The 24,451-nt window shown below is 43.7% G+C and carries 21 protein-coding genes; 3 read left to right on the forward strand and 18 right to left on the reverse strand.

All coding sequences use genetic code 11. The features are described 5' to 3' along the window. Nucleotides 1–16: 16 nt before the first annotated feature. From AC58QG_RS05495 to AC58QG_RS05525, 7 genes are all read right to left on the reverse strand, one after another. On the reverse strand, nucleotides 17–2,674 hold the full coding sequence (locus AC58QG_RS05495) for a dockerin type I domain-containing protein (RefSeq protein WP_497361092.1): 2,658 nt from the start codon (nucleotides 2,672–2,674) through the stop codon (nucleotides 17–19). Nucleotides 2,675–2,705: 31 nt separating this feature from the next. After that, nucleotides 2,706–3,836, reverse strand: a complete 1,131-nt coding sequence (locus tag AC58QG_RS05500; RefSeq protein WP_497361093.1) for a Gfo/Idh/MocA family protein — start codon at nucleotides 3,834–3,836, stop codon at nucleotides 2,706–2,708. Between the two features lie 110 nt (nucleotides 3,837–3,946). After that, entirely contained in the window at nucleotides 3,947–6,157 is a 2,211-nt protein-coding gene (locus AC58QG_RS05505) for a hypothetical protein (RefSeq protein WP_497361094.1), read from the reverse strand. A 135-nt stretch (nucleotides 6,158–6,292) separates the two neighbouring features. Beyond that, nucleotides 6,293–7,174: a carbohydrate ABC transporter permease gene (locus tag AC58QG_RS05510; protein ID WP_497361095.1), complete on the reverse strand. Its 882-nt coding sequence runs from the start codon at nucleotides 7,172–7,174 to the stop codon at nucleotides 6,293–6,295. A gap of 13 nt (nucleotides 7,175–7,187) precedes the next feature. Then, nucleotides 7,188–8,093: an ABC transporter permease gene (locus AC58QG_RS05515; protein ID WP_497362786.1), complete on the reverse strand. Its 906-nt coding sequence runs from the start codon at nucleotides 8,091–8,093 to the stop codon at nucleotides 7,188–7,190. Nucleotides 8,094–8,166: 73 nt separating this feature from the next. Continuing rightward, complete coding sequence (locus tag AC58QG_RS05520; protein WP_497361096.1) at nucleotides 8,167–9,819, reverse strand: extracellular solute-binding protein; 1,653 nt, start codon at nucleotides 9,817–9,819, stop codon at nucleotides 8,167–8,169. Between the two features lie 244 nt (nucleotides 9,820–10,063). Next, a complete protein-coding gene (locus tag AC58QG_RS05525) occupies nucleotides 10,064–11,068 on the reverse strand; it encodes a hydroxyacid dehydrogenase (protein ID WP_497361097.1) in 1,005 nt (334 codons plus the stop codon). Between the two features lie 207 nt (nucleotides 11,069–11,275). Here AC58QG_RS05525 and AC58QG_RS05530 point away from each other — a divergent pair, with 207 nt between their 5' ends. Beyond that, nucleotides 11,276–12,460 (forward strand): ROK family protein, encoded by a 1,185-nt coding sequence (locus tag AC58QG_RS05530; protein WP_497361098.1) that lies wholly within the window; start codon nucleotides 11,276–11,278, stop codon nucleotides 12,458–12,460. 150 nt (nucleotides 12,461–12,610) lie between these two features. Here the strand turns inward: AC58QG_RS05530 and AC58QG_RS05535 are convergent, their stop codons facing one another. Next, the gene (locus tag AC58QG_RS05535) at nucleotides 12,611–13,087 is read right to left on the reverse strand and encodes a MarR family winged helix-turn-helix transcriptional regulator (RefSeq protein WP_497361099.1); all 477 of its coding nucleotides are present in this window, start codon (nucleotides 13,085–13,087) and stop codon (nucleotides 12,611–12,613) included. Between the two features lie 12 nt (nucleotides 13,088–13,099). After that, nucleotides 13,100–13,873: a pirin family protein gene (locus AC58QG_RS05540; protein WP_497361100.1), complete on the reverse strand. Its 774-nt coding sequence runs from the start codon at nucleotides 13,871–13,873 to the stop codon at nucleotides 13,100–13,102. Nucleotides 13,874–14,116: 243 nt separating this feature from the next. Between AC58QG_RS05540 and AC58QG_RS05545 the strand changes: the two genes are divergently transcribed. Continuing rightward, nucleotides 14,117–15,217, forward strand: a complete 1,101-nt coding sequence (locus tag AC58QG_RS05545) for a GerAB/ArcD/ProY family transporter (protein ID WP_497361101.1) — start codon at nucleotides 14,117–14,119, stop codon at nucleotides 15,215–15,217. 215 nt (nucleotides 15,218–15,432) lie between these two features. Here AC58QG_RS05545 and AC58QG_RS05550 read toward each other — a convergent pair whose 3' ends face one another. The 9 genes from AC58QG_RS05550 to AC58QG_RS05590 form a co-directional block, all read right to left on the reverse strand. After that, nucleotides 15,433–16,605: a Ger(x)C family spore germination protein gene (locus tag AC58QG_RS05550; RefSeq protein WP_497361102.1), complete on the reverse strand. Its 1,173-nt coding sequence runs from the start codon at nucleotides 16,603–16,605 to the stop codon at nucleotides 15,433–15,435. Continuing rightward, complete coding sequence (locus AC58QG_RS05555; protein WP_497361103.1) at nucleotides 16,602–18,206, reverse strand: spore germination protein; 1,605 nt, start codon at nucleotides 18,204–18,206, stop codon at nucleotides 16,602–16,604. Before AC58QG_RS05555 ends, AC58QG_RS05550 begins: the two co-directional genes overlap by 4 nt. Before the next feature lie 112 nt (nucleotides 18,207–18,318). Then, complete coding sequence (locus AC58QG_RS05560; RefSeq protein ID WP_497361104.1) at nucleotides 18,319–19,410, reverse strand: NAD(P)H-dependent flavin oxidoreductase; 1,092 nt, start codon at nucleotides 19,408–19,410, stop codon at nucleotides 18,319–18,321. A 17-nt stretch (nucleotides 19,411–19,427) separates the two neighbouring features. After that, nucleotides 19,428–19,655: a tautomerase family protein gene (locus tag AC58QG_RS05565; protein ID WP_497361105.1), complete on the reverse strand. Its 228-nt coding sequence runs from the start codon at nucleotides 19,653–19,655 to the stop codon at nucleotides 19,428–19,430. A 61-nt stretch (nucleotides 19,656–19,716) separates the two neighbouring features. Then, complete coding sequence (locus tag AC58QG_RS05570; RefSeq protein ID WP_497361106.1) at nucleotides 19,717–20,349, reverse strand: DsbA family oxidoreductase; 633 nt, start codon at nucleotides 20,347–20,349, stop codon at nucleotides 19,717–19,719. Then, nucleotides 20,346–20,888 carry an NAD(P)H-dependent oxidoreductase gene (locus AC58QG_RS05575; protein WP_497362787.1) on the reverse strand — a complete coding sequence of 181 codons (543 nt, stop codon included), beginning with the start codon at nucleotides 20,886–20,888 and terminating at the stop codon, nucleotides 20,346–20,348. Before AC58QG_RS05575 ends, AC58QG_RS05570 begins: the two co-directional genes overlap by 4 nt. A gap of 62 nt (nucleotides 20,889–20,950) precedes the next feature. Beyond that, complete coding sequence (locus AC58QG_RS05580) at nucleotides 20,951–21,274, reverse strand: NIPSNAP family protein (protein WP_497361107.1); 324 nt, start codon at nucleotides 21,272–21,274, stop codon at nucleotides 20,951–20,953. Nucleotides 21,275–21,323: 49 nt separating this feature from the next. Beyond that, complete coding sequence (locus tag AC58QG_RS05585; protein ID WP_497361108.1) at nucleotides 21,324–22,067, reverse strand: SDR family NAD(P)-dependent oxidoreductase; 744 nt, start codon at nucleotides 22,065–22,067, stop codon at nucleotides 21,324–21,326. A 66-nt stretch (nucleotides 22,068–22,133) separates the two neighbouring features. Beyond that, nucleotides 22,134–22,715: a TetR/AcrR family transcriptional regulator gene (locus AC58QG_RS05590; RefSeq protein ID WP_497361109.1), complete on the reverse strand. Its 582-nt coding sequence runs from the start codon at nucleotides 22,713–22,715 to the stop codon at nucleotides 22,134–22,136. Between the two features lie 207 nt (nucleotides 22,716–22,922). On the opposite strand from AC58QG_RS05590, the gene AC58QG_RS05595 reads away from it, so the two are divergent. Next, nucleotides 22,923–24,281, forward strand: a complete 1,359-nt coding sequence (locus AC58QG_RS05595; protein ID WP_497362788.1) for a catalase — start codon at nucleotides 22,923–22,925, stop codon at nucleotides 24,279–24,281. Nucleotides 24,282–24,451: the final 170 nt, after the last annotated feature.

Here is a 24,451-nt window from a genome sequence, read left to right on the forward strand (position 1 = left end):
CTATCCTCCCCATTTCTCAATCGTGTATCATTTTTGATACGATGAGTCTAATATCATTGGCATCTACGGTTTGATCACCATTCACATCCGACATTTTAATCGACTCCCAGTTAGGGCTGTTGCTGTTTTTATGCAAATTGAAAACAACGACAATCAAGTCGAGCACATTGACATGACCATCCGTATTCACGTCTTCTGGTTGTCGGGGGTTGATTTTCGCCTGAAAGGCCTGAACGGCGGATTGCAGAGCAGCTGTTGCAGCATCCAACTGAACTTGAGTTGCGCTTCCATTCGCTGCGGTAACTTGCGCAGTCTGAATTGCGCTGACAAGGATCTCCTTTGCACCCAGCGGATATTGTCCTGGCTTCGTTCCAACAACGGCTGCATCATGGAGAGCTTGAGCGCTAGCGATCGTTGAAACTAGGTTGGATGGATCTACGACAGCCACATTGAAGTAGCTTTCTGCGGTTGCGCCAACTGCGCCATCATAGACAGAAGCCGTTACGGTGTACTGTCCATTCGTAAAAAGCACGTTCGATACATCTAAAGCCCAAATACCCAAATTTACATCGTACGTACTGTAAACATTAAAACTAACAGAATGGCTTTGATCAAAAGCATTCGTTAGTGGGTTTAAGTATTTGTTTGTCGCGTTTTGTAGAATGGAAATTCCTACATCTGTGATGGCTAGATTTTTCGTGTCGTTATCGATAGCTGTTCCAGAAATCACGGTTGGTTTTGCAAGTAGTGTTGAACCCACTAGTGGGTTCGTAATGGCAGCGGTTCCGTTTCCTGCTGCTGGACTACTTTTCACGACAGGAATGAATTGTAGATTCGTTGAGTTTCCGTTCTTGCCCAGCTTGACCGTGGAACCGGCAGGATAGGTCTTCTTAAACAAATCAAAGGGCAACGTCTCATTAATGATGAAAGCTTCTCCAGTAGCTGTATAACCAGCATCAAGGAACCATTGAGGTTTCGCAGTCAATCTGCGGTCGTAGGCTACATATACATCCGCATCCGCCAGAACTTTGAACGTTGCTAATGGATCGTTACCTAAATAGGCTTTCGAGTTGGCCGCTGTCATGATCCAGTTACTGCCCTCAACGGAAGGAGGCACAGAATTAAATTTAAATGCTCTGTCACTATAGGTTAGGTTTCCCGTCTGTAAGTTGGTCATGATCGCCCACGTGCTCCCGCCGCTTGCGGCAGGATTGACGAATAGATCTGAGATTATTTGTGGAAATTCTTCATGTCCTTGTTCATCCTCGGGTTCGCCTTCAGCAGGGTCGATCAGTGGTGGCTGAGAGCCTCTTCCCTCGACGAAGGCTGCATATGATTCTAACCACTCTTCTAAATTGGTGTATCCATCCCCGTCTGCATCGGCGCTTGGATTTTTGGGAATGACAAGCTTTCTTTGATTCGTTGGAACAACTGGCCAGCCACCGGCCTCAGCAATCGAGTTCACGATAATCCCTGTGCCATTTCTTGCCTGGTTAATGATCTTTGTTTCATACGGCAATCGATCTGCTGGTCTTGCCCCTGCTTGATTCAATACCCAGTCCATCACTTCTCCGACAGGCTTGGCAACAAGTCCATCTACCCATACCGGAGCTTCTGTTGCTTGTAAATCGGCCTGCGTCCATCCCGTTCTGTTCTGCACATGATCCCATTGCGTAGCTACGGTCCGAGCTACATATTCATTATTCGCTGTGCGATCCAGAAATTGATTGTCTGCAACATAAAGCTTCGATCCGTTCGGGACATCGGCTAAGATTTCAATTGGTTTCTTCCCAATTGACCAATCCGCTAGCGAAGGACCATTTTTAAATAAGTTCCCGACGATGCTATTCTTCGTTGGAATACCTTTCTGAGCACTCATCCTAACGAAGTTCTGATGGGTGTCATACAGTACGTTGTTCACTTGCACATATTCCGTTGCCATGGTGTAGGGTATACGCCCTTCATTATGGCTAAGCAGGCTGCCGATCAACGCGACTTTGGAATCCGGCTGATTATCGAATATGGGTCCGAAACCGTGTGGAGCAGTTACGGTTGCCCCCTCATCGATATGAATAGAATCGTTCAAAGGCTCAGCACCGATCACGTTACGGAAGGTTACATGGCCATAGGGGCCCCAAGTTCCGAATATTTCGTCAACTGACCACGTGAATGTGCTATGATCGACCACGATATTGTCCGGTCTTCCATTTGGAACGCCAATTGCGAGCGCATCTCGATTCGTCGGAGTCACCGCGTAAGGCTCGTCACCCGGAGCAGTTCTAATATGCTGGATCAAAACATCATGTGTGAAAATTCGAAGGTTCGCTCCTCTTAAGAAAATCCCTGGCGAAGGAGCGGTCTGACCTGCAATCGTAATATAAGGATCAATGATATCTAAGAAGTTATTAACCACAATCGTCCCAGATACTTCAAAGACCACGACTCTTGGTCCTGATTGACTAATGGCATATCGTAACGTTCCTGGTATGTTCTTATCCTCAAGGCTAGTTACTTTATAAACCTTGCCACCGCGTCCTGCTGGAGTATCCATCCCATAACCGGCGGCACCTGGAATGACTGGCTGAGCATAAACGGAATTTGAAATGAGGAAGATGAAGAAACCAAAACCAAAAAATAGACTAAGAATGAGCTTTACACCATTTTTCACTGTCATCACCCTTCTATTTAAGACGGATATTCGGTTATCAATCCCAATTAATAGGTTGGAAAGTGCCAGTTTGTGCAGATTGCTTCGCTTTCAGGCACATCAGCGCACTTAGTAATCCATCATCCAGCGTACTTACCGATTTCTCTTGTCCCTTCATGACCTTCACGAAATTTTTGACAAGCGCTGTATCGCCACCGAAATGATCCGAGCCCAAATCCAAATCATAGGTTTCCACGCGAGACGTGTGATGCATATAAACCTTTAATTGGCTCGTATAAAAGTCGAACTCCAGTGTGCCTTTATAGCCCATAAATCGAGCTCCACGGTAACCTGCCTTATTACGGACAAAAAAGTTTTGTGAATATGTGGCATGCATACCGCTTTCGTAACGGACTAAGGCACTACCCGAATCCTCATTCCCCGTATCTTCAGCGAATGCACAATAAGCCCATTTCTCACGCTTCGGACTTTTGAAGAATGCCGTACTCTCTTCGCATGTCGTGTTCTCCTCACAATCCACACACTTAAGCCCAGCAGGTTTCGTGCCTTTGAAAATTTGCTTGGAGGTCATCGCGCAAACAGTTATTGGTTTCTGTCCTGTTATATAATTGATATAGTCTAAGTCGTGTGTAGCTTTCTGCAGAAACAATCCCCCTGTTTCATTCTCGTCCCTATACCAATTGTGATAGTACACGGATCCATAGGGAGTATTATTTACAGCTTGCACATGCTCCACCGTACCAATTTTTCCGGCTTCTATGATTTCTTTGGCTAGTCGGACTAGCCGGGATACGCGAAGCGGAAAGGAAACAACAACCTCCGAAGTTGAGTTGTCACTAGCTTTTTTCAGCAAATGAACATCTTCTAATGTCGTAGAAACTGGTTTCTCTAGATATAAAGGGATCCCTGATGGCAATACTTTAAGAGCCATTCGTGTATGCAGCGAGCAACGAGTTCCGATCAGAAGACCATCAGGACGCTCGTTCTCTAGCATCTCTTCAACCGTTTCGTAATAGTGCACATCACTTAGATTGCTATTTTCTTCTTTAATGGCATCATTACGAACATCGACAATAGTAGTTACGTTACATTCTGGATGGTGCTCTTGCATGACCTTAATGACATTGCGAATCCTCGAACCATATCCAATAACACCTAATTTCAACATCTGATATCCCCCTCTGACTGACTTCTTCAAATAAACAATTTCGGGAGGAGCACTGCACATTGACGGCCTGCTCCACCCGACAGTGCTTACTGGAAGTTGATTCGAATACCTTACTCGACTGCGATCATGTACTGTCCTAATGAAATGTCCCCGTTATTCCCCAATGACACCGTAGAGCCAGACGTAAAAGCTTTTCTGAATAAACTGTAGGTCAAACCGTTACTTGCCAGCTCCGCTCCCGTGTCTGTCCAAGTAGACAGCCAAGAAGGTTTCGTTGTAATCGCGTCATTATGCGCAACATACACATTGGCATTACTATTTACCGTAAAGCTTACAAGTGTTGTTCCCGTGTAGGCTTTCGAATCCATGGCAGGTCGAATCCATGTCCGTCCTGTCACACTTGGCGCCACGGCAGAGAATACAACCGTTCTGTCTCCGTATGTCAGATCTCCCACTTGTAGATTCGAACGAACAGACCAGTCTGCCGCATTGGCTGAATCGTTAACGGTTAAATTCGAGACTAGCGGTGTGACTGGTTTTACCACTACCAGATATTGACCTAAAGAGGTATTGCCATTATTTCCGAGCGATACTGCTGCACCAGAAGAATACGATTTCTTATAAAGACTGTAGGTTAACCCATTTCCAGCTATATCTTGCCCGGTATCGGTCCAAGTGGATAGCCAAGTGGGTTTTGTCGTAATCGCATCATTATGTGCAACATACACATCCGAGTTCTGGTTAACATTAAAGGAAGCAAGTGTAGTACCTGTATAAGCTTTAGAGTCCATTGCAGGTCTAATCCAATCGCTTCCCGCTACACTTGATGACACAGCAGAAAATGCGGTCGTTCTATCCCCATAAGTGAGGTCTCCAGTTTGTAGATTAATACGGGTGGACCAATCAGCCGCGTTCGCTGAATCATTGACAGTGAGATTGGAAATTAACGAAGAAGATACCGCTCTTCCCTCTACCTCAGCTGAATATGTCTCTAGCCACTCTTCCAAATTCGTATAGCCATCAGAGTCATCATCCGCGTTCGGGGATGGAGGAAGTACGAGTGTCCGGGTATTGTTTTGGAGAACTGGCCAACCACCAGCTTCAACAATGGAATCAATAATGGCACCTGTACCATTTCTCACATTGTTAATAATGGTGTTCTCGTAAGGAAGTCGATCTGCTGGTCTTGCTCCCACGTTGTCCAGAACCCAATCCAACACTTCACCAACTGGCTTAGCCACGAGTCCTGTACTCCACGCTGGAGGTGTCGTTGCTTGCAGCTGAGCTTGTGTGTAAGATGAGCTATTTTGAATAAGATCCCACTGCGTGCTCACCGTAAAAGAGTGATTCAGCACGATATTATCGGACAGATACACTTTCCCGCCAGAGGCGAATCCAGCATTGATTTCAATCGGCTTCTTCCCCACAGCCCAAGCAGCGAGTGAAGGACCGTTTTTGAACACATTACCGACAATACTGTTTCTAGTCACCACATCATTCTGCGCGTCAAAACGGTTAAATGAATTGACTCGGTCATAGAACACATTGTTGACTTGCACGTAATCGCTCGCCATAACATAAGGCATACGGCCTTCTGCATGGCTGACCAAACTGCCCACTACAGTAGAATGTGAATTCGGTTGATTATCATAAATGGGACCAAATCCATGCGGCGCCGGTGCGGTATCCCCTTCATCAATATGGATCGAATCATGGAGTGGCTGAGAGGCAATTACGTGTCGGAAAGTGATATTGCCGTACGGATTCCACGCTTGCCATAATTCATCTACCGTCCAAGTAAATGTACAATGGTCAATTACGATATTTTCTACCTTCCCATTCAGTCCATTAATGGATAATGCGTCGCGACTCGTCGTTGCAACACCAATGGGGTCGTCTCCTGGGGCGACTCTTAGATGCTGAAGCAATACGTCATGCGTTAATATTTGGATCACAGCTCCCCTTAGGAATATGCCTGGTGAAGGAGCTGTTTGACCAGCGATGGTGATGTACGGATCGTTAATGTTCAACGTGTTGTTGACATTGATCGTTCCAGATACTTCGAACACGACGACTCGTGGGCCCGTACGGCTAATGGCATACCGCAGAGTGCCTGGCGTATTCGTATCTGCTAAACTGGTTACTTTGTAGACGGTACCTCCGCGTCCTGCTGGCGTATCCATCCCATATCCTGCGGCGCCTGGAATGACTGGTAAAGCAAATACGGAACTTGATGCGAAGCATGCTGCAACGATCATAAGACTGAACAAAATCGCAAATCTTAGTTTGGCCAGTGTAGTCATCAGAACACGTTCCTTCATTTTAATAAGTTCACCTCATCCGAATAGAATGGTTGACCTTTTCAATGAAGACTGACAAGAAGGAGTATGAAAATCCATTCTAGATGTACATCCAGATTACGATTTTTGCACATCACCCCCTATCGGTTGAGCCTGCTATTCTTTTAAAGACCCGATCATGACACCTTTCACGAAATATCTTTGGAGGAATGGATATACAATCAAAATGGGTAAGATGGAAACGATAATGATGGCGTATTTCAATTGAATTGCGAAGAGTGCTCGATCTAATTGATCGCTCATTCCCTCTAGCATGGAATTGTTGTTTTGTACTAACACTTTCATCAAATACAAAGACATGGGCTGCAAGTTCACATTCGATAAATAAATCATTGCCGGTACATAGCTATTCCAGTGTCCTACTGCATAAAACAGCGTTAATACGGCCAAAATCGGTTTGGATAACGGTAAAATGATCTGAAGTAAAATACGGATATCATTCGCCCCGTCGATTCTTGCTGATTCTGTTAAGCTTTCAGGGATGCTTTGTAAAAATGAGCGAGTAATAATGATATAGAAGGCGCTCGTCAAGCCCGGGAGCAGAATTGCCCATCTTGTGTTGTAAAGCCCTAGTTCCTTAATTAATAAGAAGCTTGGAATGAGTCCCCCGCCAAAAAACATCGTAATGACGATAATAACCATGATCCAGTTTCTGGCAAAGAAAGTGCGGCGTGACAGCGGATAAGCAGCTAAAATGGTAAATATCAGATTCAGTAATGTACCTACTACGGTATAAAAGATAGTGTTATAGTAAGCAATCCAAATGTCCTCATTCTCAAATACTCGCTTATAGCTTTCTAAGGAAAATCCTTTAGGAAAAAGCCATACGGAACCCGTCACTACATGCCGAGGAGCGCTGATTGACATACTAAATACATAAATAAACGGATACAATGTGATCACGATGACCATGACCATCATGAAATAGATGAGCCAATCAATGAAATTCCCTCTTTTTGCTCGTCTCACTACGGCCATTTCGATGTCCCCCTTACCATAACGACGTTTCTGACACCTTTTTGCTTATTCGATTAACGGTTACCAGCAAGATCAGGTTGATGATGTTATTAAATAAACCAATGGCTGTTGTGTAACTGTAATCGGCACTTTGAATCCCTTGTCTGTATACATAGGTGGAGATGACATCCGCCGTTTCATACGTGGTAGGGTTGTAAAGTAGATTGATTTTCTCAAAGCCAACATCCATTAAATTCCCCACACTGAGGATTAACAGAATGACAATCGTCGGGACTAGGCCCGGAAGTGTAATGTGCCACATTTTATGCCAACGGTTAGCTCCATCCATTTCTGCTGCTTCATATAACTGAGAATCGATACCTGCAATCGCTGCCAGATAAATGATTGAGTTCCAGCCAAAGCCTTGCCAGATGGAGGATGAGATAAAAATATCTCTAAACCAGCTAGATTCACTAAGAAAATTGATCGGTGTAAAACCGAACCATGTAATCACGGTATTAATAATACCGCCATTCACTGTCGTAAAGTTGGTTATCATTCCTACAATAACTACAATGGAGATAAAGTGAGGAAGGTAGCTAATTGTTTGAACCGACTTTTTGAAAATGCCTTCACGGACTTCGTTCAACAGTAGTGCAAACATAATGGGAACCGGAAAACCCCAGAGTAACGAATAGAGACTAAGTAAAAGTGTGTTTTTCATCAAACGCCAGAAATATACGGAATTAAAGAAGGTTTCGAAATACTGGAATCCAACCCATGCACTGCCGAGAATCCCTTTTAGCGGCTTAAAGTTTTTAAAAGCGATGATGATACCATACATTGGAATGTAGTGGAAAACTAAATAGTAAAGTAAGACTGGTAGAATGAGTAATATCAAATATTTATCCCTGTTTAGTACTTTTGCTACATTCCCCATCATGTTCACCTCCGTATTTCAAAAGGCAGGCGTGTGTAGGAACACACACGCCACGTCCTTTGTTTATAAGTTTTTAATTCTTAATGTAACGATCGTATTGTTTTTGTTTGATAGCAGTTAACTGATCGACACCAAGTTCTTTACTGCGTTTCACATATTTATCCCAATCAATTGGTTCTTTTCCGAAGATATACTTGAGGATGGTTTCTTCATGGTAGGTGTTCAAATCCGTGGAGATTCGTTTCTCATCTGCCGCTTCTTCTTTCGTTGCCAACATAAATTGGAATGGAATTGGATCGATTAGATAGGGCTCTATTTTCTTGGCCAATGCGACCAAATCAGGCTTCATTTGCAACAAATCCATTGCTTGATTGGAGAACACGCCTTTTTCGTCACGAATCCAAGGTGTAGATGGGAAAGCTCCTAGACTTCTTAATGCACTTGTTGCGTCAAGCTTATCTGGATTGTTTTTGATAAAATCAGTGAATTGCGGTTTGCCACTTACCATCGTATAGCTGATTCCTTCAACGCCATAGCTTTGCATTCTTGCCCCTTCTTCACTGGCAAAAATATAATCCAGCCATTTGATAGCAACTTCCTTATTCTTTGCGTCTTTGCTGATGGCGTAGTAACCGTTGAGAGGACCGTATTTTTCAAGCCATGGTTTCACGCCGGCATTAGCAGGCGGTACTGTGATTATCCAATCCGTGCCTGGTTTGTTAATAGCTGCTTCTAAAGTTGCCGTATTGTTAACGAAACCTTGCGTGGCTCCAACCAATTCCCGTGTAATGTCAGGAAGTACTTGTGCAGGTGTTCGTTTGGTTACGAATTCTGGATCAATTAATCCTTCGGTATACAGTTTATTTAGCCATACAATCAAGTCTTTCGCTTTCGGATCCATCCACTCGTATTTGACTTTGCCATTAGCATCCACAGCATAGTTGTTGCTGTAATCACCCATTTTGAGCCCAAGTGCTTTACCGAAGTTTGACAAACCACCCCATGAATAGTTGGGTGCAAGTGGGATTTCATCCGCCTTGCCGTTGCCATTCGGATCTTTTTCTTTAAAAGCCTTTAACACGGTATACCATTCATCTAGATTCGTCGGTTCTTTTAAACCTAGTTTATCCAACCAGTCTTTCCGGATCAGCCAGCCTTGAGGATCGGAATAAGCTGTTCCACTGGTATCGCTGGAAAGTGCGTATATTTTGCCGTCAGGCGCGGTAAACAATTTGCGCATTTTCGGATATTGTGCAAAATACTTTTTAATGTTTGGCGCATATTTATCAATCAGTTCATCCATCGGAACAATGAGACCGTCGTCAGCTGCTGCTACCGGATTGGATGGTAGCTTAAGAATGTCAGGTAAATCCGTAGCAGCTGCTAAACGTATATTCATATTCGCATTATATTGAGCAGACGGGCTGACATCCCATTTAATCTTGACCCCTGTCTTCTTCTCTATTTCTTGCCATACAGGGAGGTTTTGTGTGTAACTTTTCGGAGCATAGCTATTGTCAGGTATTCCAATGGATAACGTAACGGAGCCATCTTTCACGATTGGCAACGTATATGCCGACGCCTCGGTAGCAGCAGGTTTAGTAGGCTCAGTACTACTTTTGGTCTCGTTGCTTTCTTCACTACTCGATTGGCTGCATGCTGCCAGCACGGTCGAAAGTAATACAATGCTTGCAGTTGTTAAAGCTATTTTTTTCTTTTTTGGCATATACGAGAGCCTCCCTTATTTGTTTGTGACACGATCATGTATGCGTTCACATTACTATTATTAACGATTTTTGAAAACAGAAAAATACTATAAATCCGCTATCTAGTGCAGTAAATTGACAACTTTACTTCGTGAAAGGTATACAATCGAGTTAATTGGTTCAAAAAGCTGCTTTCTATGAACTCAGTCCCATTGGAAAGCAAAAAGCCATCACGGCTAACCGGATGGCATTCTTGGAATGATATTAGGCCAAAACTTCCCACATGCGTTCATAAATTTCATATCGGGTCAATTGATTATTCCTGCTGTTATGAATGTCTCGGGCAATTTCCAACATCAATGCCTTGAAACATTCCACTGTATGTCCTGCAATATGAGGAGTAACTAAGACATTATTAAGCTTTGTAAATGGTGAATCCAGATCAAGCGGCTCTTTCTTAAATACGTCAAGTGCGGCATAGAAACGACCGGTCTGCAACTCCTTCAGTAGAGCTTCTTCATCAATAACAGAGCCTCTGGATGAATTAATGAGAATAGCTCCATCAGAAATTAATTGTATGAAATCCTTATGAATGAGGTTATCTGTTGAAGGAAGTGAAGGTGCATGTATGGATATGATCGGACACCGCATTACATCTTCTAGTGAGCTAAGCTTAACACCAAGCTTCTGGGCATTTTCCTCTGTGAGAAATGGATCATAGAGCAGCACATTTAGCTTAAATGGTGCCAATAACTGAAGAAATGCTCGTGCTGTGGAACTCGCAGAAACGATACCTATCGTATTGCCTGTCAATTCATGACCCTGTTCTCGTTCCGCAATTTCCCACCAACCGCCTTCTTTCACCGCGTTGGTGCATTGCGGAATTCTTCGTAGAAGAGATAAGAGAACGGTTAAGCAATATTCGCCAACGCTCTGAGCCAATCGAGGTGCACCAGAAAACACCTTAATATCGTGTGAGAAAATTTCTTTCGAAATGCAACTTTTGACGGATCCAGCAGCATGGCCAACATATCGAAGCTTGCTTGCCTTCTGCAGCATGTCCGGTGTTAGTCTCGGCGTCCCCCAGCTCGAAATAAGTATTTCTGCGTCTTCCAGTATGTGATTCATTTGTTCTTGCGAATAGTGCTGGTTGGATGTATTCCAGACTGCATCAAAATTTTCGTCAATATACGTACGAGTTTCTTGTGAACAAACCTTCTCTAAACCTGGACCAAAAGGTAAAATGTACATCTTTGCTTTTGTAGTCATGTTCCTTATCCCCCTGCTCATTTGTCATCGTGTGCTCATTGGGAATCTCAAAGTTGGTTAGGGTCATCATAATTCCAGCTCACAACTTTGTCAATATATGAACTAACTTGCCAATTAGAAGGGGTGATTCCTTTTATTGTGGAAGGATGTTTGTTATGATAAGTATAACAATGCATTGCTCTTATATGTCCTATCCTAGGTGAGTCTATGACCATAAGAAATAAACACGTTGAACAAAAAAGTAAGCTCGCCATCCTGCAAGCGCTCCGGATGCATGGTTCCGTACCTCGCGTTAGACTGGCCATGTTGACGGGGTTAAGCCGCGCGGCTGTCTCTTCTGCAATCACTGAACTCCTGGAAACAGGACTTGTTATCGAGAGGGAACTCCTCCAATCTACTGGTGGTAGGCCACCTATTGCCATTCAACTTACGCCTCACACACATGCTGTCATCGGCGCCGACTATGAACATCAGCAATGGACACTTGGTGCTTTTGATCTCCTTGGCAATGTCATAAATTTGATCCAGATTCCGGTTAGCCACGCCGATGCTGAAACTGCCATCCACATCCTCTCTGACTCTCTTCCCAATTTTGTTAAGGCCTTACAAATACCCGTTATTCCCCTTATTGGACTTGGAATGCCTGGATTAATTGACACGCAGAAAGGCATGATTATCAGTGCCTCTGATCTAGGTTGGGGAAGTGTAGACATTAGAAAATTGATGGAAGATAACATGGGTTGGTCAACGAGTGTTTTAAATCGACATCGCGCCAGAGGACTTGCTGAATGCCGCTTCGGTTCGGGTCGTGAGAGCAGTCATATGATTTATGTTGGCGTTGGTACAGGCATAGCCGCTGGTTTATTTCATAATCAGATGTTGTTGTCTGGCGCACTTGGTGGTGCTGGTGAATTGATGGGGCATATCACGATTGTGCCTGATGGTCCCTTATGTCCATGCGGGAATCATGGTTGTCTGCAGATGCTTGCTGCTGAATCAGCCATTGAGCTTGCATACAGCAGAGTGACATCTGACCCTACTGAAAGCATCACGGTGGATAAGATCTGCGAAGCCGCGGAGCAAGGTGATTCCATTGCGCTTCATGCTGTGAACAAAGCAGCTTCCTATTTAGGCATTGCTTTGGCTACAATGATGAACTTATTTAACCCAGAAGCTATTATACTGGGTGGGCCTATTCCCAGAGCTAGTCGTATTTACGTGAGTACAGCTATGAAGGTTATGAAAGAGCGAGCGATGAGCCCGATAGTCAGCAGGTCCGACTTCCGTACGGCCACGATTGATGAAGCTGGCGGCGCTTTAGGTGCTGTGAATTTCGCTCTTGATCAGTTCTTGACGTACCCGATGCTTGTAAAAGAAGACAGTAAACCTTAGCACTAGTTACCTAGGTGTGAGCGAAACAGGGTACCATTCCTCAGCATGAGGAATGGTACCCTGTTTCGTGCCTAACGTGTCGCTGAACAATAAAAAATCCCCATCGTGCAAAGAACGATAGGGATTTTTATTGTGTTATCTTAACCGAAGTTAATCGCTGTTTTCCGTAGAACCATCCTGCGCATTCTTGATCCCATACCCAATTTTCTTCATCAGCTCAATCAGTTGGAGCTTCTCCTCATCCGTTACAAAAGACAAATTGTTCGAAATTGTCTGCACATGACTGGGGAAGATCGTATCAAAGTAGCTGCGTCCATCCTCGGTTAATGCCACATTCGTTTTACGTCGATCTCCTGGAATGGGAAGGCGTTCGACGAACCCTTTCTTTTCCAGCTTATCTACCACATAGGTGATGCTCCCGCTGGGAATCGAGAACGTATCACTTATTTTCTGAATGGGGTGCGGACCTTTATTGTATAGAAACTCAAGAATTTGAAAGGTTTCCATACTGAGACCATAGCTGTCAATGTCGCGTTCTAAGCTGCCGTACAGTACGTTCACCATGTTTTTGAGTACGCGTGTAAGCCTTAAATCAAGAGCCTTACCCTCAGCATCGCGTTCAGTCATTCTTCAACCACCTTATCTAGCTTTGTTATACAAAGGATAATCGACTTCGGTAGGAACTTCAATCAGAAATATTCGAAGCGTCTCTCCTCCCGCGCGGATAATGATTTCTTCCTCTTGATCCGTTTGAGCGATAGCAAAGTCCTTATTCTTAAATTGGACGGGCTCTTGCCCCGTTGTCAGGAAGGAGCCGCCGTCACCTCTTATCGACAATCCGCCAAGTGTGCGGTTCGGTAATAGACGATGAACATACGACGCTCCTGCCTCCACTTCGACATCATACATACGTGCATCAGTTACGAGTTGGCGGACAGGCGAGCCTTCACCCAAGATTGTCTTAACGTTCACGCCATCCTCGCGTGTCTGAGGGAACTGCTCGTGCTTGAATAGTGAATAGGTTGGCTCTCGCTTTACAGCTTCATTCAAGTAGGGTTCAAGCCAGATTTGAAAGCTTTCGAAGCCTGCTTCGACGCTCTCGGCATGATGCATGCCCGAGCCCGCTTGCATGAGTTGAATATCACCCGGCTGAAGTGTGCTTTCAGTACCTAGCGTGTCTCGGTGAAAGCCTTGACCCGCAATACCATAAGATAGAATCTCAAACCCTTGGTGAGGATGAAAGCCAATCCCTCCCGCCGCTTCTGCCTGTCCCCAAGCCCAATAGAATAGCGGGCCCAGTCTTACTGTAACAGCCCCTTGGCCCGAGAAACCTAAAGGTTTCTGCGCCATTATTTTGCCTCCATCGAATTCTTCTTTCCCTTGATGTTCTGGCCCTAGTATTTGAATATTCATAGGAATAGCTCCTTATCTGACAGGATGTAATGATTATCTGATTTAATATCCTAAAATTATTTAATCTAATAATATTAAATATAGTCCTATTATAGGAATCAGTCAACATGTAAAAATAAACAGGAATACCTCCAATGAGGATCCCTGCCTAATCGATTCAACTCCCTTTTAAAACGTATAAATGGATAATGATAAGTCAATACTTGGAACGACCTCTATGAGGTAAGGAGAGGGAGTGTGAACATGCAGACCACAGAAAAAATCACGGCTAGCCAATTTGGTATATTACTATTCTCTTTTGTCGCATCCACAATCGTCTTAACCATCCCCGGATTGATGGCGATGTTTGCCAAGCAAGATGCTTGGATATCGGTGATACCATCAACTGCAACAGGATTTTTAAGCATTTGGGTGATGATCAAACTCGCGAATCGTTATCCGGGTTTGACAATCATACAATACAGTCAAAAAATCCTCGGGAAGTGGTTAGGAACAATTTTGGGGCTTTATTACATCTATTTTTGGTTTATGTCTATTTCGATTATGACTATACAGCATACCTTTTTCATTAAAACACTACTTTTACCAAGAAGTCCGTCCATAGTAGGGAGTCTAACGTTATTGATCCTATGTGGTCTAGCCGTTTTTATGGGAATTGAGGTCATAGGAAGATGTTCTGAGTTTCTTACGCCGCTGAAATTGATATTTTTGATTCCGCTCTTGATTCTGACGATTGGAGCGGCGGACTCTGACCAACTAAAGCCTATTTTAGGAGACGGAATACTCCCTGTTTTACAAGGAGCTATTCTTCCAGCAGGCGCATTTATGAATCAATTGTTTATATTGGGATGGATTCTTCCTTTCTTGAATCAACCGAAAAAGGCTCTCAAAGTCTCACTGTATGCACTTTTATGTATCTTTGTTTTTATTTTTATCGTAGTATTATCTACGATTATGGTACTCGGTTCATTAACAGGTCAACTGAACTATTCTTATTTAAGCGTCATGCAATATATTGGTGTTGAAGGTTCATTTGAACGTCTGGAAGCCATCGCGGTTATGATATGGGTAATTGGAAGTTTTGTGAAGGTTTCGCTGTCGTTGTTTATATTATGTCTTAGTATAAGCCAGCTATCCGGCATTCGAAATTATCGGGATATCGTGGCTCCGCTAACACTTTTGACCCTCCTTGGATCGGTTTGGGTTTTCAAAAACGGTGCGGAGCTTCAAACGTATCTTACTTTAATTTACCCGAGCGGGGGTTTTTTCACACAAAGCCTTATACCGTTATTACTTCTCATGATAGACACTATCAAAAGAAAAGTGGTACCTTCACCTCAATAAAAGCATTCTTCCGATGGGTTCAAAAATAATTTTATACGGGGTGACCATACTCGGTATGTTAACTCGGGCAATTAATAACGAACCGATAATAGAGGATACTCCTATTAAAGCACCGGATAACGCTGCTTCCTTGTTTTTTTGCATACGAAGCAAGGATCGGATTTTAAAAAAAGACCATATCACCAATATAAATACATAGGCTATGATTTGGACGATCATTTTTTGATCTCCTTTTTCTCCAAATGTAGAGGAGGACCTGCCATCCCGCTTCCTAATATCGTTATCTTAACTTCAAGCGAAACATCTACCTCGGGAAACTTTTCATCCCATTGTGCTTTCAACGCTTTCCATTGTTTCGGTTTATTACGGTAAATTTCTCGACCGAATCCCACACTATCTACTTTATACCGCTTTTGGACTTTGGATAGTGTCTCCAGGACTTGTTTCTCGACAGATTTTTCCAATGCTTTCTGTATAATTCTAAGATTCTCCGGCATGCGGATATCTAATGGGGAATTATTTTCCCAGATTGTTCCTTCCCCTTGCATTTTTATATTGAATTTGACTTTATCCCCGTTAATCTCCGAGCTAATCGTTCGATTTGTTTTTGCAAGAAGCATCCCTACAGTCCCACCACCATCTGATAATTTGGCGTTAAGACTGCCATACTTCATTTTATCTGTAACCCAAAGAAATCCATTTGTTTCATTCTCGTTTAAATAACCGATTAATTTGAAATCCTTAAAAATCGCTGATCCAGATAACTTAAAAATGTTGTTTTCTTTTATTCCTTCTGAAAAATCGTCGACCATTACGACTCCCAAAACGGGACTGATACCTTCACCTGATGACGCTAAAAAAAAGTCCCGCAATGAAACCGCCAACTCGCTTCTTAAAGTTTCCATTTCCTTGATTGCTTCGCTCGGAACTTGTTCAAAAGGATATTTAATTCTTAGAATTCCGCGTCCTTCCCCCCCTTTTACAACCACCATATAGGTTTTTAATCGTTGTTTCGAATCGTGGGTGTAAATATCAAGAATATCTTGAATCCCTTGCTTGGATAGCTTTTCGCCGATAAAAATAACGACGCGATGCGCGGTAAATAACCTGCGTGAACTCTTTTTCTGAAGTCTATAGAACGCTTCATTAATATTCTTTCCAGATGCTGATATAACAAAGTACTTCTCTTGGTTACTACCTCCACTCCCTGGTCCCCCCTGAGCGGAAGAAGGGATCGCAATCTGATGTGATAAGATATAGTCCCCATCATCGGATATGTCAAATGCTGTACCCACAATGAATGCAAGATCATTGATCTCCGTACGATCCCAACAACCACTTGTGATCAATAACGTGAATAGCACTCCGATGTATAGGACTGGTTTCATTCTGAAATTCCCTTCCCTTCCCTCGATGAGTCTGGACTTGGTTTCTGACCTGCCGGCTCACGGACCGGATTGTTAGATCCTGTTGCTTGAGGACGACGTGTTTTGGCCCATATAGGTGCCCGGATGATTACATCCTTCAAATCCGTCAATGTTAGCGGGGTTGCCGGAGCGAAATAAGGGACGCCGAATGAGCGAAGTGACGTGATATGTAACACGATGCCTAGTAACCCAAGTACAATGCCATAAAGTCCAAGCGTTCCCGCCAAAAATAGCATCGGAAAACGCAATAATCGGATTCCATTGGCAAAACTGTAGCGTGGAATTGTAAACGCTGCAATGCCAGTAATCGATACAATAATGACGACAGGAGCGGATATAATTCCTGCCAGCACAGCTGCTTGGCCGATGACCAATGCCCCAACAATGCTTATCGCTTGCCCAATTTGTTTGGGTAATCGAATCCCAGCTTCCCTTAGAGCCTCAAAAATAATTTCCATTATGACGGCTTCGATCACAGCCGGGAAAGGAACAGGCTCCCTAGAGGAGGCAATACTCAGCACGAGATTAGTCGGAATCATTTCCTGGTTGAAGGTCGTAATCGCAACATATAGGGGAGGAGCACATATGGCGATCATGATGAAAAGGAATCGAATCCACCTCACAAACGTAGCGATGGGCCATCGAATATAGTAATCCTCGCTTGCCTGGAGACCATTCCAGAATGTCATGGGAACAATTAATACAAATGGACTACCATCGACAATAATGGCTATCTTCCCTTCCAGAAGCTCCGCAGCTACAACATCAGGTCGCTCTGTGCTATGTACGAGTGGAAATGGGGAATAAGGTGAATCCTCAATAAATTCCTCAATGTAGCCTGAATCGATGATTCCATCAATTTGAATCCGGGTTACCCTTGTTCTCACTTCCTCTACTACAGCCTCGGAGGCGATACCAACGATATAGGTAATAACCACTTGGGTCTGAGAAAGCTCACCTATCGTACAGGTCTCCATTTTTAGTCGAGATGTTTTAATCCTGCTGCGTATTAATCCGATATTTGTTGAAATATTCTCGATAAATCCCACCCTAGGACCACGAATCACGGGTTCGGATGAAGGCTCTTCTAGGCTTCGTTGTGCCTTACTGTTAACCCTGACCATCATCGCTTCGCTGTCCCCTATTGTAAGAACTGCTGCATGACCAGTTAGCACATGATTAACAATATCAATAATTTTGCTTGACAAATTCGTGCTCCCAATGGAGATCATCTGATCATCAAGAGCTTCCGTTTTGTCAGCTATCCTATCAACTTCAACTTGGATCGCAGATTTAGAAATCAATGGTTTCAAGATATGTTCGTCAATCAATTGTTCTTCAACTAGGCTAGAAAGGTAGATGACAAGCCAATGATTGTGTCCAGCGATTCGAACTTTACGGAATATGATATCAGAGCTATTATGAAATATTTCCTTAAGAATCAACTCATTTTGCTCTAAATCCGCAGTTAACTTGGAGTTCTTTTCCTCCTCAGATATATGATCATCCGGTACAATTGGATACACAGGATTCGTGCGCATCCATTTCCTAAACCATTTCACTGAATTGCCCCCCAAACACTGATAGATCTATTTTTCCATTACTCGTCGAAAATATTCCTAACATAGGAAAAGGATCCCAGTGCCAACTTGGCTCTGAGATCCTATCAATATCTTAACCTTTTTTAATTTGGGTGAGAATGGTTTGCGCTTGTTCGATGGTTTCCATAACGATACTTTCTGCACTTTGGCCCTCAGTAAGCAACCGCAAACCTTGCCCAGCCCACAAAGACATATACTCGGAATTACTTTGCTTAGCCGCAGCATTTCGAATATCCCTTGTCGCCGTATTTTGAGTCGGAAACGGAAGCGGCTCTACCCCGTTCTGATCCCAGACTTTGATAAATTCGTTCGTGATACCTCTGGCAGGTCGACCCGAAAATACATTCGTGATCACTGTGCTCTCCTCGGTACTAGCAAGCAGTTTTTGTTGATATGCGCTATGGGCTCCCGATTCAGTCGACGTCAGGAAGCGCGTCCCCATCTGTACTCCTTGCGCCCCAAGTACCAACGCGGCGACAAGGCCACGACCATCCATAATCCCTCCTGCCGCAATAACAGGGACATGAACATGCTCAACAATTTGCGGCACTAACGCCAATGTGCCTATATTTGCACCCATAGGACGATTTGCGATGTCGAATGTCCCGCGGTGCCCACCAGCTTCACTTCCCTGTGCCACAATCGCGTCACAACCTGCTTGTTCAGCAAGGATTGCTTCCTCAACGGTCGTCACCATAGTAACAATTCGAATACCCTCGGCTTTAGCTTGCTCCGTCATATGAAGAGGAAGTACACCAAAAGCCGTACTGATCACGGGCACTTTTTCTTCAATCAAAATGGCGAATTGTTGCTCAAATTGATCAGGTGTTTTCACGTCTTTACCCTCAACCTTCTGTAGGCCGAGTTTAGCTCTCATTAGATTTAGTTCCCGTTGAACTTCCGGGGTTCTCGAATTGTCGTCACTAGCCCGAGTAACAAATAAATTCACGCCGAAAGGAGCGTTCGTTAACTTACGAATGTCCCGAATGGCCGTTCGGATCGCTTCAGGCTCCATATAGGCAGCACCTAGTGTACCTAATCCGCCCGCTTTCGATACGGCAGCAGTCAAGTTGACCGTTCCAGGTCCACCCGCCATGCCCGCTAGGAAGATGGGATAACGAATATCAAATATGCGGCAAAGTGCTGTGTTCAGATTAATGATCATCTGCCTCCTATCACTTTTTAACGGGAGCGCTTATTGCGGTATTCAAGAGCTGGTAGTCCGCCCCATCCCCAATTGTCCAACTCAACTTCCTCAATAATAACATGAGTTGATTCTAATGGCTTGTTAAGCACGTTGAGAAGAAGCTCGCTGACACCTTTGATAAGCGCCGCCTTTTCTTCTGCCGTAACTGACTGATGATCCGGGGTGGTTCCTTCACGGGTTACTTTAATTGTCACGACTGGCATAGTAAACGACCTCCTTGAAAAATTAATTTCGCATACTTATCTACCTATCGAAAGGTAAATCTTAATTAATATCGCTCCAAATTTTAGTAAACTGTTCAGGGGATTGTAAGCCAGATAAATGGACCTGCTCATTTATCACGAAATATGGAACCCCTCTAATCCCTAACTCTTGCGCATTCTGTTGACCAAATTTAACTTTGTCAAGACCCTCGCCATCCGTAAGTCGCTTTTTCAACTCCGCATCGTTTGGAATCCCAACTGTTTTTGCAATCTTTATAAGTTCGTCCATATCTCCGATATTTATCCCATTTTCAAAATAGGCTGTATAGATCTGCTGAATCAGCGACTCCTGAAGGTTCTCCGGCGAAATAGCGATTAGCTGATGAGCTAATGTCGTATTCGGCGTATTGGTAACTCGATCCATATTAAACTTCAGGCCATACTGATCACCGTATGCTTGATATTGCTTTAAACGCGCCTCGAATTGGGAAACTCCACCTAATTTGCCTATCATCACTTGCCGATAATCTTCTCCCTCAGGACGAATACCGAAATTGATCTGAAAAGCATTCCAACGGACTGTTACCTTCGTTTCCTCGGGTAATTGTTTCAAAGCGCTTAACATACTAGTGGTTCCCATGCGACACCAAGGGCAAGTCACATCCATATATACGTCAATTAGTAGCTCTTTCATTGGGTAACCAGGTTAGGCTTTACTGTTTTAATATGATGAATATAATCCTTGCTGCTCTGTGCTAACCGCTCATCCGTAACTGTAGAAGTATCATTTAGTGCAAAGTGAGGCAGATAAGAAGCGCTGATAAATTGGGCAAGTGCTTCCATCGGACGCAATATTTCCTGAAGTGTAAAACGGTTAGCTCCTGTTGGCTGATAAGATGCTTCCGTGCCATATGTCGAGATCGCTACACCGATTTCTTTCCCTGCTGTTTTACTGCCATCTGGACCATAAGCCCAACCATATTGTAAGACGGTATCAAACCACTTTTTAAGTAAGGACGGCGTACTGTACCAATATAGGGGATATTGGAAAATAACCCGATCATGTGCCTCAATTAGTTTTTGCTCTTTAGCAACATCGATATTTTCGTCAGGATATGTTTTATATAATTCATGTATTGTGATATCACCTTGCTCTTGTAATGCTTCCAGCCAAGCTTTATTCCAGTTGGATTTCTCGATATTCGGATGAGTTATGATGACTAATGTTTTCATAGTAGTTTGCTCCATTCTAGTTATATTATTTTATATTTAATAGACAGCATTTCTGTCCTGTGTCATTTGTTCTCGAAAAAAGCTACGTTTTTCATAAATATACTTTCTTGATCTTGTAGAAAAGGTCCATCAAGCTCTGAAATTCGTTTCACTTGAATCCATTCGGGATCGTTACGGAAACGTTCATAATTTAGGTTGCGCATTTCCATATTTTCGTGCTCAACAACATAATAGAGTCGGTTATTTGCTTCATTGATATCTTCCCAATATTGCGTAACCTTCATGCCATGTTTCAAAAATAATTCAATCACATGATCTCTGAATCTTTCATGAAGAACCTGCATTTTACCAGGATTAACGTGATATACTCGCAGCTCATACAACATGATTTAACACCTCCTTACTCGAGTAGTAAAGTTGCGTGCACCTTTATTCTTACCATTGGCCAGCGTTTTGGCCGCCATCGACATGAAGAATTTCTCCGGTTACGAAACGAGCGGACTCCAAATACGCAATCGCTTTAACAATGTCTTCAACCTCACCCATACGGCCCATGGGATGAACTTTTGCTAGGAAATCATGCGTCTCAACCTCATGCATAGGCGTTTTGATAACCCCAGGCGCCACGGCATTCACCCGAATGCCCTTGTCAGCAAACTCAATAGCCATCGACTTCGTTGCTGTGTTCAAGCCTCCTTTAGTTAATGCGGCAAGTACGGATGGGACGGCTTTAATTGGTTGTTCCGCGACGCCGCTTGCTGTTATGTTGACGATGTGGCCAGAGCCTGCTTTAAGCATCTCAGTTACTGCACGCTGAGTCACATGGAAGAATCCTGACAAATTCGTGGACAACACCGATGCAAAATCTTCTTCCGTATAATCTGTGAAGGCTTTGGCAATAAATATGCCTGCATTGTTCACCAGGGTGTCGATTCGTCCAAAGCGTGATAGGCCCTCGTGAATTAAGCGTTCAGCGACTTTAGGATCTGCAATGTCACCGGCAACATAAGCAACTCGCTCTCCTGATGGATCGATTTCCTTGGCTACCTCAACTAACGCTTGTTCGCGGCGGCCATTAAGGACAACAGACGCACCTTGTTTCGCCAATCCAATGGCAACTGCTTTACCAATACCACTACTTGCCCCAGTAATTACGACTACTTTATCTTTTAAATTCATATCAACATCTCCTCGTTTTTTCTACCTATTAAAAGGTAGGTATGTGGTGAAAAATAATCCGCCTACTTAGTTAGCTAAAGCGGACATTAAGCTATTGGTAATCTGATCAAATTTACTGGTATCATGAAAACTTCGTGAGATTAATTGCGCACCTTGAAGTGATGCAAGAAATTGGTGTGCTTGTACTTCCGCGGTGCCTTCAAACTTCAGCTGTCCTTCACGCCTGCCTTCTTCCATCACACGTTCCAACCACGCTAAATTAGCAGTGAAAAAATTGGATAACCCTGCCTGCACTTTCCCTGATAATGTTGCCAGGTCAGCCGAAAGCGTAACGCTTAGACACGTGCAATACTCTTGTACAGGTCCATTGTAAAGTAAGATGAATTTGCGCAGCTTCTCTACATTGTTCGTCGTATCTGCATCAACTTGATCCACATACACAATAAAACTTCTGAGATACCTTGCGATCAACGCTTCCCCTAAATCCTCCTTGTTCGGGAAGTAATAATGAATACTGGCATTTCGTATACCTACTTTTTCGGCAATATGCGAGTAGCTGAATCCGTTAAATCCGAATTGCTGCACAATCGCTTGGGCCGTGTCCAGAATAAGTTCTGACGTGTTTTTGCTGTTGTTGTTTTTGTTCATGAGGTTATTCTACCTTTTAGTAGGTAGTATGTCAACCCCAAAAGTTTTCGTTGCTGAAACTCTGATTGTTACTGGCTTTCCATCATGATTATAGCCATCCTTGCATTTGTAGTTTGGCATAATTGAAGGAATACCCGCATAACGATCTAAATCAAGGAGATGCAAACAGGAGGTTGAATCATGGAAGATAACAGAGGATTACCCCAGATGCCTAACCATCAGAACGGTCCCCCTTCATGGTCAGGCGACACACCAGCTCATTTTCATTCCCAAACTGTTGGTGAGCGAGGACCCGTGTTGGAACAAGACAGTATGCTGCATGAAACCTTAGAGACATTTATACATACGAAGATCCTTGAAAGACCTGTACATGTAAAGGGATATGGCGCTTTTGGCTTCTTTCAGACCGTGAACTCGATGACCCCCTATACGAAGCTGAGCTTTCTGCAGAAGCCAGGTCAACAGGTTCCTGTTACAGTTCGATTTTCCCTTGCAGTAAGTAACAAAGGCACCCCGGACACCTCCCGAAATGTGCGCGGCTTTTCCACCAAATTTTATACGGATCAAGGTGTTTTCGATTTACTCTGCAATCATATCCCTGTCTTCCTCGTTCGGGATGCGATCCGATTCCCAGAATCAATTAAAGCCTTTTTACCGTCCCCGGTTAATAATTTGATTGACCCCGAACGTTTCTGGAGTTTTATCGCTCGCGCGCCAGAAGCTACACATTTCCTTGTCCGACTCTACTCGGATGCTGGAACCGTCAAGAGTCTCCGTCATATTCCAGGTCATAGCGTTAACACCTATGTTTGGCGGAATGAGCATGGTGCTCGTACGTTTGTGAAATATCTCTGGTATCCACTGGCAGGCGTTCAGTATATTGATAGCCGCGAAGCAGCCAAATTAGCCGGGGAGAATCCCGATTATGCTGGTAAGGACCTCTTCGATACGCTTGCAACAGGAAAGTCAGTCGAATACGGGCTGTACGTTCAGTTGATGGATCCCAAAGTTGGAGAAACTCTGCCTTACGATCCATTAGACGATACGAAGGTTTGGGATGAAAGACAATTTCCATTGATGCCGGTAGGCCGACTCGTCTTAAACCGCAATCCAGATAACTATATGGAGCAAGTCGAGAAAATCGCCTTCTCTCCATCTAATCTATTAGAAGGAGCGGAACTCTCGGACGATAAAATGCTGCAGGGACGTACGAATATATACTCGGATTCCCAGAGGCACCGAATAGGGTCCGATTTCCGTAAAATTCCGATCAATCATCAACAAAACTGGACACCTCGTTCACAAGTGACCAGCGGTGAAGGTAGATTTGTTGAAGGACGTCTCGTTCGCTCGGATATCCCTGAACCGGATAACTTCACACAGGCGGGTCAGTACTATAGTTCACTCCCTCCCCTTCAACAGGAACATCTGGTAGCGAATTTGGCCGCTGATCTAACCAGCATTTCTACGGACACACAACGAATTGTTCTCCATTATCTATCCCAAGCTTCGGAAGAGCTGGCAAACAGGGTTTCTCGGCAGATTCAACTCCATAACAAAGGTTAATTCTGTGAATCGGCTGCCCATCAGGGTGGCCTTTTCATTTTTATTCACCGTTTAAGATGAATTATATGGCAGGATTGGTTCTATTTACACAGCGTTATTTTAAAAATTTTAACCTTATCTTCATCTAAACAACATGTTCGTTTTGTATACTTACAGTAGCTTTATGCTAG

Source organism: Paenibacillus sp. J22P169 (genome assembly GCF_059691995.1).

What these genes read in the sequence shown, in the direction of transcription:
- AC58QG_RS05510 (WP_497361095.1), bottom strand. Translation starts at nt 7,174, where the DNA reads ATGGCCGTAGTGAGACGAGCAAAAAGAGGGAATTTCATTGATTGGCTC.
- AC58QG_RS05585 (WP_497361108.1), bottom strand. Translation starts at nt 22,067, where the DNA reads ATGAATTTAAAAGATAAAGTAGTCGTAATTACTGGGGCAAGTAGTGGT.
- AC58QG_RS05565 (WP_497361105.1), bottom strand. Translation starts at nt 19,655, where the DNA reads ATGCCAGTCGTGACAATTAAAGTAACCCGTGAAGGAACCACCCCGGAT.
- AC58QG_RS05535 (WP_497361099.1), bottom strand. Translation starts at nt 13,087, where the DNA reads ATGACTGAACGCGATGCTGAGGGTAAGGCTCTTGATTTAAGGCTTACA.
- AC58QG_RS05500 (WP_497361093.1), bottom strand. Translation starts at nt 3,836, where the DNA reads ATGTTGAAATTAGGTGTTATTGGATATGGTTCGAGGATTCGCAATGTC.
- AC58QG_RS05540 (WP_497361100.1), bottom strand. Translation starts at nt 13,873, where the DNA reads ATGAATATTCAAATACTAGGGCCAGAACATCAAGGGAAAGAAGAATTC.
- AC58QG_RS05570 (WP_497361106.1), bottom strand. Translation starts at nt 20,349, where the DNA reads ATGAAAGAGCTACTAATTGACGTATATATGGATGTGACTTGCCCTTGG.
- AC58QG_RS05495 (WP_497361092.1), bottom strand. Translation starts at nt 2,674, where the DNA reads ATGACAGTGAAAAATGGTGTAAAGCTCATTCTTAGTCTATTTTTTGGT.
- AC58QG_RS05525 (WP_497361097.1), bottom strand. Translation starts at nt 11,068, where the DNA reads ATGACTACAAAAGCAAAGATGTACATTTTACCTTTTGGTCCAGGTTTA.
- AC58QG_RS05595 (WP_497362788.1), top strand. Translation starts at nt 22,923, where the DNA reads ATGCCTAACCATCAGAACGGTCCCCCTTCATGGTCAGGCGACACACCA.
- AC58QG_RS05515 (WP_497362786.1), bottom strand. Translation starts at nt 8,093, where the DNA reads ATGGGGAATGTAGCAAAAGTACTAAACAGGGATAAATATTTGATATTA.
- AC58QG_RS05505 (WP_497361094.1), bottom strand. Translation starts at nt 6,157, where the DNA reads ATGAAGGAACGTGTTCTGATGACTACACTGGCCAAACTAAGATTTGCG.
- AC58QG_RS05550 (WP_497361102.1), bottom strand. Translation starts at nt 16,605, where the DNA reads ATGAAACCAGTCCTATACATCGGAGTGCTATTCACGTTATTGATCACA.
- AC58QG_RS05590 (WP_497361109.1), bottom strand. Translation starts at nt 22,715, where the DNA reads ATGAACAAAAACAACAACAGCAAAAACACGTCAGAACTTATTCTGGAC.
- AC58QG_RS05520 (WP_497361096.1), bottom strand. Translation starts at nt 9,819, where the DNA reads ATGCCAAAAAAGAAAAAAATAGCTTTAACAACTGCAAGCATTGTATTA.
- AC58QG_RS05580 (WP_497361107.1), bottom strand. Translation starts at nt 21,274, where the DNA reads ATGTTGTATGAGCTGCGAGTATATCACGTTAATCCTGGTAAAATGCAG.
- AC58QG_RS05545 (WP_497361101.1), top strand. Translation starts at nt 14,117, where the DNA reads ATGCAGACCACAGAAAAAATCACGGCTAGCCAATTTGGTATATTACTA.
- AC58QG_RS05560 (WP_497361104.1), bottom strand. Translation starts at nt 19,410, where the DNA reads ATGATCATTAATCTGAACACAGCACTTTGCCGCATATTTGATATTCGT.
- AC58QG_RS05530 (WP_497361098.1), top strand. Translation starts at nt 11,276, where the DNA reads ATGACCATAAGAAATAAACACGTTGAACAAAAAAGTAAGCTCGCCATC.
- AC58QG_RS05575 (WP_497362787.1), bottom strand. Translation starts at nt 20,888, where the DNA reads ATGAAAACATTAGTCATCATAACTCATCCGAATATCGAGAAATCCAAC.